At 71.6% G+C, this 9,053-nt stretch carries 6 protein-coding genes; 2 read left to right on the top strand and 4 right to left on the bottom strand.

Annotated elements, in window-relative coordinates; genetic code table 11:
• Positions 1 to 45: 45 nt before the first annotated feature.
• From ACN6LD_RS07815 to pdhA, 3 genes are read right to left on the bottom strand one after another with little or no spacing between them, the layout of a single operon-like run.
• Positions 46 to 1,536 carry a dihydrolipoamide acetyltransferase family protein gene (locus ACN6LD_RS07815; protein ID WP_445042765.1) on the bottom strand — a complete coding sequence of 497 codons (1,491 nt, stop codon included), beginning with the start codon at positions 1,534 to 1,536 and terminating at the stop codon, positions 46 to 48.
• Positions 1,537 to 1,546: 10 nt separating this feature from the next.
• Positions 1,547 to 2,539, bottom strand: coding sequence for an alpha-ketoacid dehydrogenase subunit beta (locus tag ACN6LD_RS07810; RefSeq protein WP_057578047.1), 993 nt, complete (start codon positions 2,537 to 2,539; stop codon positions 1,547 to 1,549).
• A 1-nt stretch (position 2,540) separates the two neighbouring features.
• Positions 2,541 to 3,764: a pyruvate dehydrogenase (acetyl-transferring) E1 component subunit alpha gene (gene pdhA / locus ACN6LD_RS07805; RefSeq protein ID WP_319186743.1), complete on the bottom strand. Its 1,224-nt coding sequence runs from the start codon at positions 3,762 to 3,764 to the stop codon at positions 2,541 to 2,543.
• 559 nt (positions 3,765 to 4,323) lie between these two features.
• Between pdhA and ACN6LD_RS07800 the strand changes: the two genes are divergently transcribed.
• A complete protein-coding gene (locus tag ACN6LD_RS07800; RefSeq protein ID WP_445042764.1) occupies positions 4,324 to 5,370 on the top strand; it encodes a phosphotransferase in 1,047 nt (348 codons plus the stop codon).
• A gap of 79 nt (positions 5,371 to 5,449) precedes the next feature.
• Here ACN6LD_RS07800 and ACN6LD_RS07795 read toward each other — a convergent pair whose 3' ends face one another.
• Positions 5,450 to 6,976 (bottom strand): protein kinase domain-containing protein, encoded by a 1,527-nt coding sequence (locus ACN6LD_RS07795; protein WP_445042763.1) that lies wholly within the window; start codon positions 6,974 to 6,976, stop codon positions 5,450 to 5,452.
• A gap of 412 nt (positions 6,977 to 7,388) precedes the next feature.
• Between ACN6LD_RS07795 and ACN6LD_RS07790 the strand changes: the two genes are divergently transcribed.
• Positions 7,389 to 9,014 carry a protein kinase domain-containing protein gene (locus ACN6LD_RS07790; protein WP_445042762.1) on the top strand — a complete coding sequence of 542 codons (1,626 nt, stop codon included), beginning with the start codon at positions 7,389 to 7,391 and terminating at the stop codon, positions 9,012 to 9,014.
• Positions 9,015 to 9,053: the final 39 nt, after the last annotated feature.

Below are 9,053 nucleotides of genomic sequence, written 5' to 3'. Positions count from 1 at the left end.
CCCCGGATGTCCGGGGCGCGGCTCCCCGCGCAGAGGCCCTGCCGCTCAGCCCCAGGTGATCAGTCTCTTCGGCTGCTCCAGGATCGCCGCCAGGTCGGCCAGCACCTTGGAGCCCAGCTCGCCGTCGACCAGGCGGTGGTCGAAGCTGAGCGCCAGCGTCGTGACCTGGCGGGGCTTCACCTTGCCCTTGTGGACCCACGGCTGGAGCTTGATCGCGCCGACCGCGAGGATCGCGGACTCGCCGGGGTTCAGGATCGGCGTGCCGGTGTCGATGCCGAAGACGCCGACGTTGGTGATGGTCACCGTGCCGCCCTGCATGGCGGCGGGGGAGGTCTTCCCCTCCCGCGCCGTCGACACCAGGTCGCCCAGCGACTCCGCCAGCTCCGGCAGGGTCTTGGCGTGGGCGTCCTTGATGTTGGGGACCAGCAGCCCCCGCGGCGTGGCGGCCGCGATGCCCAGGTTGACGTAGTGCTTGACCACGATCTCCTGCGCCGCCTCGTCCCACGAGGCGTTGATCTCCGGGTTGCGCCTGATGGCGACCAGCAGAGCCTTGGCGATGAGGAGGAGCGGGTTGACCCTGAGACCCTCAAGGTCCTTGTCCTGCTTGAGCTCCTCCACGAGCTTCAGCGTGCGCGTCACGTCGATCGTCACGAACTCCGTGACGTGCGGCGCGGTGAAGGCCGAGCCGACCATCGCCGCCGCCGTCGCCTTGCGGACGCCCTTGACCGGGACCCGGGTCTCGCGAGCCGTGTCGTACGAGGGCGCGGGAGCCGCCGTCGTCGGCGCGGTGGCGGTGACCGGAGCCTGCGTCTGCGGCGACGCGGGCTCGGCCGCCGGTGCGGCCGGGGCCGCGGGAGCCGTCGGGGCTGCCGCCGCGTGGACGTCCTCGCGGGTGATGACGCCGCCCGGGCCGGACGGGACCACCGTGGCGAGGTCGACGCCCAGATCCTTGGCGAGCTTGCGGACCGGCGGCTTGGCCAGCGGCCGCTCCTTCAGGGCGGGCGCCGTGCCGTGGCCGTTGAGCTCGGCCTGGAGCGTGTCCGGGACCCGTGCGACCGTGATCTCCGGGCCCTTGCGCGGACGGCGCTTGGTGGAGGACGCGGCCACGCCGTACCCGACCAGCACCGGCTGACGGCCCGAGCCGACCGGCTTCGACGCCGGCTGCGCCGCGGGCTGCTTCTCCGGGGCGGCCGGCGTCTGCACGGCGGCCTGCGCGGGCACCTCGGCGACCGGGGGGGCGGCCGGGGCGGCGAGCGCTCCGGCGCCGCCGGCCCCGCCCGCCACGTCGACCGCGATGATCGACATGCCCACGTCGACCGTGGCGCCCTCGGGGAAGCGCAGCTCGCGCACCACCCCGTCGTAGGGGATGGGCAGTTCCACGGCGGCCTTGGCCGTCTCGACCTCGCACACCACCTGCCCGTCCGTCACCGTGTCGCCGGGCTGGACGTACCACTTGAGGATCTCGGCCTCGGTGAGCCCCTCGCCCACGTCGGGCATCTTGAACTCGCGTACGGACGCTTCCGTCATCGTCGTCACGACCCTCTCCTCAGTACGCCAGGGCACGGTCGACGGCGTCGAGCACCCGGTCCAGGCCAGGCAGGTACTCCTCCTCCAGGCGCGCCGGCGGGTACGGGGCGTGATAGCCGCCGACCCGCAGGACCGGCGCCTCCAGGTGGTAGAAGCAGCGCTCCGTGATCCGGGCGGCGATCTCCGCGCCCGATCCGAAGAACACCGGCGCCTCGTGGACCACGACCAGGCGGCGGGTCTTCTCCACCGACGTCTGGATCGAGTCGAAGTCCAGCGGGGAGACCGAGCGCAGGTCCAGGACCTCCAGGTTCTTGCCCTCCTCGGCGGCCGCGGCGGCGACCTCCTGGCAGAGCTTCACCATCGGGCCGTAGGCGACCAGCGTCAGGTCCGTGCCCTCGCGGACGACCTGGGCCTTGTGCAGCGGTCCCGGGATCGCCTCGGTGTTGACCTCGCCCTTGTCCCAGTAGCGCCGCTTCGGCTCGAAGAAGATCACCGGGTCGTCGCTCTGGATGGCCTGCTGCATCATCCAGTACGCGTCGGAGGCGTTGGACGGGGAGACGATCTTCAGGCCCGACACGTGCGCGAAGAGCGCCTCGGGGGACTCCGAGTGGTGCTCGACCGCGCCGATGCCGCCGCCGTAGGGGATGCGGACGACGACCGGCATCTTGACCTTGCCCAGCGAGCGCGCGTGCATCTTCGCGAGCTGGGTGACGATCTGGTCGTAGGCCGGGAAGACGAAGCCGTCGAACTGGATCTCCACGACCGGGCGGTAGCCGCGCAGGGCCATGCCGATCGCGGTGCCGACGATGCCCGACTCGGCGAGCGGGGTGTCGATGACGCGGCTCTCGCCGAAGTCCTTCTGCAGGCCGTCCGTGACGCGGAAGACGCCGCCGAGCTTGCCGACGTCCTCGCCCATGACGAGGACCTTGGGGTCCGTCTCGAGGGCGCGGCGCAGCGACTCGTTGATCGCCTTGGCCAGGGCCAGGTTCTTGGTGCTCACGCTGTCCGCCATGTCAGTTTCCCCCCGTACCCGCGGCGAAGCCGCTGTCGGACTCCGTCGCGAACGACTCCTGGTACGCGGCGAACTGCGCGCGCTCCTCGTCGACGAGCGCATGTCCGTCCGCGTACACGTTCTCGAAGATGGCGAAGTGGTCCGGGTCCGGCATGGCGCGGACCGCTTCGCGCACTCGCCTTCCCAACGCCTCGCTCTCGGCCTCGAGTTCCGCGAAGAATCCCTCGTCCGTGTGGTTTGACGCCTCGAGGTGGCGGCGCAGGCGCAGGATCGGGTCCTTCGCCTCCCAGGACTCGCGCTCCTCGTCGGCCCGGTACTTGGTGGGGTCGTCGGAGGTGGTGTGCGCGCCCATGCGGTACGTGTACGCCTCGACGAGGGTGGGGCCCTCGCCGTTGCGGGCGCGCTCCAGCGCCCACCGGGTGACCGCGAGGCAGGCGAGGACGTCGTTGCCGTCGACGCGGACGCCCGGGAAGCCGTAGCCCTGTGCGCGCTGGTAGAGCGGGACGCGGGTCTGCTTCTCGGTGGGCTCGGAGATCGCCCACTGGTTGTTCTGGCAGAAGAACACGACCGGAGCGTTGTAGACGGCGGAGAAGGTGAAGGACTCCGCCACGTCGCCCTGGCTGGAGGCGCCGTCGCCGAAGTAGGCGATCACCGCGCTGTCCGCGCCGTCCATGGCGACGCCCATCGCGTACCCGGTCGCGTGCAGCGTCTGGGAGCCGATGACGATCGTGTAGAGGTGGAAGTTGTTGCCGTTGGGGTCCCAGCCGCCGTTGTTGACGCCACGGAACATGCCGAGCAGGTTGGTCGGGTCGACGCCCCGGCACCATGCGACGCCGTGCTCGCGGTAGGTGGGGAAGACGTAGTCGTCGTCGCGCAGGGCCCGGCCCGAGCCGATCTGGGCGGCCTCCTGGCCGAGCAGCGAGGCCCACAGACCGAGTTCGCCCTGACGCTGCAGGGAGGTGGCCTCGGCGTCGAAGCGACGGGTGAGCACCATGTCGCGGTACAGGCCGCGGAGGTCTTCGGCGGTGACGCCGGCGACGTACTGGTTGAACTCGGCGTTCTTCGCGTTCTTGACCCGCTTGCCCTCCGGCGTCAGCAGCTGCACGAGCTCGGGCTCGGCGCTCTTCCCGGCGCCGGCGCGGGTGGTGCGCCCGGTGCCGGTGCCGCCGGCCTTGCTTCCGGCGCTGCGTCGCGGCTTGCGCGCGGCAGTGCTCTCCACGGTCACGTGTGCTCCTCCGTCGTTCCGGCCCCCGGGGTTGCCGGGTGGCTGGGGGTCCCCCGGCTCTTTGGGAGCCTGGGGGAGCGGCTCACCTGTTTCCGACACCCGTGCACGGGGTGGGTGCCGCTCGGCCGGAACAGGCGTGACAGGTGCCCCGGCGAGCGCCCTGCAGTCATCACGTTACCCAGTGCTCCACATACTTGTGAAACCCCTCCTGACCTGCGTTTTTGCTTGGATTTCCAAGTAAATCGGCAAAGTCGGGAAGGACCCTGGTCACAGCCTTGCAGGAGGCCGGAGCAACGGCACGTTAACCCGGCCACCCAGGCCACGGGAAGAGTCAGTATGTGAGACCGGGTGGGGTAACGGGCTCCGCCGCGCGCCTCCGGGCGCCTTCGAACACCGTTGGACGCCACCTGCGGGCACCCCGCCGCGATCACCGGCGACCGCCTGTGACACGTGTTGACCTCGGGTGACAGCTCGTGACTGTCTGTGACAACGCCCAGTTCACAGCCTCGCTCCGTGCCCTAGCATCGGGCGCGTGCCGCGCTCCTGTGTACCACCGCCCATGCCCCATGCGCCCCTTTTGAGCGCTCTGCTCCGCCGGTACGCCTGCGGTGCCGCGCTGGCCTGCGAACCCGTTGACGAAGGCCTGCTCAACCGCGGATACCGGCTGCGCACCACCCGCGGCCGCTACTTCCTCAAGCACCATTTCGACCCCGACACCGCCGACCCCGTCTGCGTCGCCCGCCAGCACCGGGTCACCGAGCGGCTGGCCGCCCTCGGCGTCCCGGTCGCTCCCCCGCTGCCCGCCCACGACGGGCGCACGGTCTCCGTCGTCGGCGGCCGCGTCTACGCCCTGCACCCCTGGGTCGAGGGCCGGCACCGCCACGGCGCCCAGCTCACCGCAGGCCAGTGCAGCCGGCTGGGGGCGCTGCTGGGGGTGGTGCACGCCAGCCTGGAGCACGTGATGCGCACGGCGCGCGCGCCGGATCGCACTCCCTGCGCGCAGCGCGCTCCGGCGCGCGGCCCCCAGGTGTCCGCCCAGCCGAGCGCGGACCCCGCCGACACCTTCGTCCTCATCGACGACCTCCTCACGCGCGTGCACCGCCGTCGCCCCGCCGACGCCTTCGACGAGCTCGCCCGCCACCGCCTCCTGGAGCGCCGCACGCTGCTGGAACGGCACGCGGACCGGCGACCTCCGCACACCGGGCCGGTCGGCTGGGTGCACGGGGACTTCCACCCCTTCAACCTGCTCTACCGCGGGGACGCCCCCGCCGCCATCGTCGACTGGGACCGGCTCGGCGTGCAGCCCCGCGCGGAGGAGGCCGTCCGCGCCGCCGCGATCTTCTTCGTCCGGCCCGACGGCACGCTCGACCTGCCGAAGGCGAGGGCGTACGCACGCGCGTACCGGCGCGCGACCGGCGCCGCGCCCTGCGAACTCGCGGCGGCCGTGCACCGCGTCTGGTGGGAGCGCCTCAACGACTTCTGGATGCTGCGCTGGCACTACGAGCGCGGGGACACCCGCGCGGACCCGCAGTTCCCGGCGGCCTCCGCGCTGGCCGTCTGGTGGACAAGGGAGTACGACGCGGTCCGCGGCGCGTTCACCGGGTGACCGGGGACCGGGTGACCAGGGACCGGGTGACCGGGACACCGGCGCCGCCCACGGGCCACCGCCGGCCGTCCCGGGTCGTTCAGTTGCCGAGGCCTGCGCCGCCGAGGGTGGTGGTGCCCTGGTCCGCGCCGCCCGTCGGGTCCGGCGAGGCCGGGGGACTCGGATCGGTCTGCGGATCGGACGGCTTGTCCGACGGCTGGGTGTCCGTCTCGTCGTCGGTCGGTTCGTCGCTGACCGACGGGGACGGCGAGGAGGACGCGGTGCGCGACGGCTTGTACGACGGCGAGTAGTTGTGGTTGTCGTTGGATCCCGTGCCGTCGTCCGTGCTGTCGCCCGTGGACGTGTCGGTCTCCTCGTCGCTCGGCTCCGCGCTCGGGGAGTCGTCCGAAGCGGTCGCCGAGACGGACGGCGACGTGCTGCTCCCGCCGCCGCCGGTGCCGTCCCCCTTGTTGTTCAGCGCGAGCGCGACACCCGCGGCGATGGCGATCACCGCGAAGACGGCGAGGATCCACAGCTTGCCGCGGCCGCTGCCCCTGTTGCCGTGGCCCTCGAAACCGCCGTCGTCACCGCCGCCGTAGCCGGTGGGCAGGATCGGCTGCGGGATCTGCGAGGTGTGGGAGCCGTCCGCGCCGTGCGGCAGCACGGTGGTGCTCGCGAAGCCGCCGGAGGACGCGCCACGGCCGTCGGCGACGCCCACGGGTCCGGTGTTCCAGGTGCCGGTGTGCCCGCCCTGGTCGTACAGCATCTGCAGCCCGTACTGGACGAGGCCGCGCATCTCCTCCGCCGTCTGGAAACGGTCGTCGGGGTCCTTCGCCAGCGAGCGCATGACGAGCCCGTCGAGTTCCGGCGGGCACTCGCCCCCCGAGGTGTGCGACGGCGGCACCGGGATGTCCTGGACGTGCTGGTAGACCACCGACAGCGGCGTCTCACCGGTGAAGGGGGGACGCAGCGCGAGCAGTTCGTAGAGCAGACAGCCCGTCGCGTACAGGTCCGAGCGGTGGTCGACGGCCTTGCCGAGAGCCTGCTCCGGGGAGAGGTACTGCGGCGTGCCCATGACCATGCCGGTCTGCGTCATCGTCGTGGACGCGCCGTGCAGGGCGCGCGCGATGCCGAAGTCCATCACCTTGACCGCGCCGTTGTGCGTGATGATCACGTTCGCCGGCTTGATGTCGCGGTGCACGATGCCGTGCTGGTGCGAGTAGGCGAGCGCCTCGAGCACGCCGGAGGTGATGATCAGGGCCTGCTCGGGCCCGGGCGCCTCGGCGTTGAGGAGGAGGTCGCGGATGGTGCGTCCCTCGACGATCTCCATCACGATGTACGGCACGCTCTGGCCGCCCACGAAGTCCTCGCCGGAGTCGTACACGGCGACGATCGAGTGGTGGTTGAGACCGGCCACCGACTGGGCCTCACGCGTGAAGCGGGCCTTGGACACCGGGTCCTCGGCCAGATCGGCGCGCAGCAGCTTGACCGCGACGGTGCGTCCGAGACGCACGTCCTCGGCTGCGAACACCTCGGCCATGCCGCCCCGGCCGAGTCTGCGGGTCAGCCGGTACCGGCCGTCTCCGACGAGCCCTCCGTTGCCCCAGTTCTCCGGCGCATCTGACATACCGCCGCCAGTCGCCTCGGGGTCGGACGGGCCCTGAGCGCGCTGCTGTGCCATCAGTCCTCGCCGTCGTTTCTGCCCGCGGTGCGCGCGGTGTTGTCACGGTCTCCGTCGGCCACGCTACAGCCTCCGCGCAATCCTCCGGTCCGGGACGATCGCCATGATGACGCGCCGGACGGGCCCGGGATCGGGTCCGGGACGGACGCGTCATGCAACCCCCACCCCGTGCCGGCGTGCAAATCCTGTGTACCTGCCGTACGACTGCTGTAACGCTTCCGCGACGCTTCTTTCTCGTAGGGTCACGGAACGGGCACCGAACTTGACGTGTCGGTGCCCTGCGGCAGACTTGGCCGGGAATAGCACTTTGGATCAACGGCAGTCAACGGGTGCCGAAGGCCTACGGGGGACGCAGAAGATGAGCCACGACGGCGGGCAAGGCCGGTACGCGGGGCGGGCGCTCGCCGCCGGCCGCTATCAGCTGCGCGACCTGCTCGGCGAGGGCGGCATGGCCTCGGTGCACCTCGCCTACGACGCCGTGCTCGACCGGCAGGTCGCGGTCAAGACCCTGCACACCGAGCTGGGCCGCGAGCAGGCCTTCCGCGAGCGGTTCCGCCGCGAGGCCCAGGCCGTGGCCAAGCTCACGCACACCAACATCGTCTCCGTCTTCGACACCGGCGAGGACGAGGTCGAGGGGCTGACGACCCCGTACATCGTCATGGAGTACGTCGAGGGGCGCCCACTCGGCTCGGTGCTCGACGAGGACGTGCGGCAGCAGGGCGCGATGCCCGCCGACAAGGCGCTGAAGATCACCGCCGACGTGCTGGCGGCACTGGAGATCAGCCACGAGATGGGGCTGGTCCACCGCGACATCAAGCCCGGCAACGTGATGATGACCAAGCGCGGCGTGGTCAAGGTGATGGACTTCGGCATCGCGCGCGCGATGCAGTCCGGCGTCACCTCGATGACGCAGACCGGCATGGTGGTCGGCACCCCGCAGTACCTCTCGCCCGAACAGGCCCTGGGCCGCGGCGTGGACGCCCGGTCCGACCTCTACTCGGTCGGCATCATGCTGTTCCAGCTGGTCACCGGCCGGCTGCCGTTCGAGGCGGATTCGCCGCTTGCGATCGCGTACGCGCACGTGCAGGAGGAGCCGGTGGCTCCCTCGTCGATCAATCGGGCGCTGCCGCCGGCCGTCGACGCGCTCGTCGCCCGCGCGCTGAAGAAGAACCCGAACGAGCGTTTTCCGACCGCGGTCGCCATGCGCGACGAGTGCCTGCGCGTCGCCGCGTCCTTCCAGCCGGCCCCGCCGAGCATCGTGCCGGGCGCGCACACGGCGAGCGGCGCGGGCGTCGGCTCCGCGGTGTTCCCGCCGGTCGGCCAGGGCACCCCGGCACCGCAGGGAAACGTCCAGACGCCCTACCAGCCCGCGCCGAACCCGAACCCGTACGGCACGACGCCGTCCCCCTCCTACGGCTACCCGCAGCAGGGCGGCTATCAGACGCCGGCGCCGGCGTACAACCACCAGCAGCCGCCCACCCCGCCCGGGTACCACCTGAGCCCGCAGGCCTCGGCAACGGTGGCCCCGGGCGGCAGCCGCCGGCGGAGCAAGGCCGTGTTCATCTGCTCGGCGGTGGTGGCCGTGGTGGCCGTCGGCGGCCTCATCGGCAGCCTCGCCACGAACGGGGACGGCGACGACGCCAAGGGCGGCGGGACCAGCGCCTCGCCCTCGGCGACCAAGGCTGCGGGCTACCGCGCGCCTGACCCCAGCAAGACGATCGATGCGACGGAGTGCTCCGAGCCCCGGGAGTCGTACAACGACCCCGACAAGATCCAGGTCCCGGACTTCAAGTTCAAGTACATCGGCTCGGTCAAGGAGTGCTTCCAGGCCGCAGGCTGGAACATCAAGATCACGAAAATGGACGAGAACACGTACGGCGACGGGGCGATCATGGACCAGTTCCCCTCCGCCGGCACGGACGTCGACCCGAAGGACATGCCCGAGATCGAGCTGAAGGTGTCCACCGGCAACCCGGCGTCCTGACGCACCGGTCGAGGCAGGAGCACGAGAAGAGGGGCCCGG

Source organism: Streptomyces sp. SAS_272, from assembly GCF_052543235.1.
This window is presented reverse-complemented; position numbering and strand designations above follow the sequence as displayed.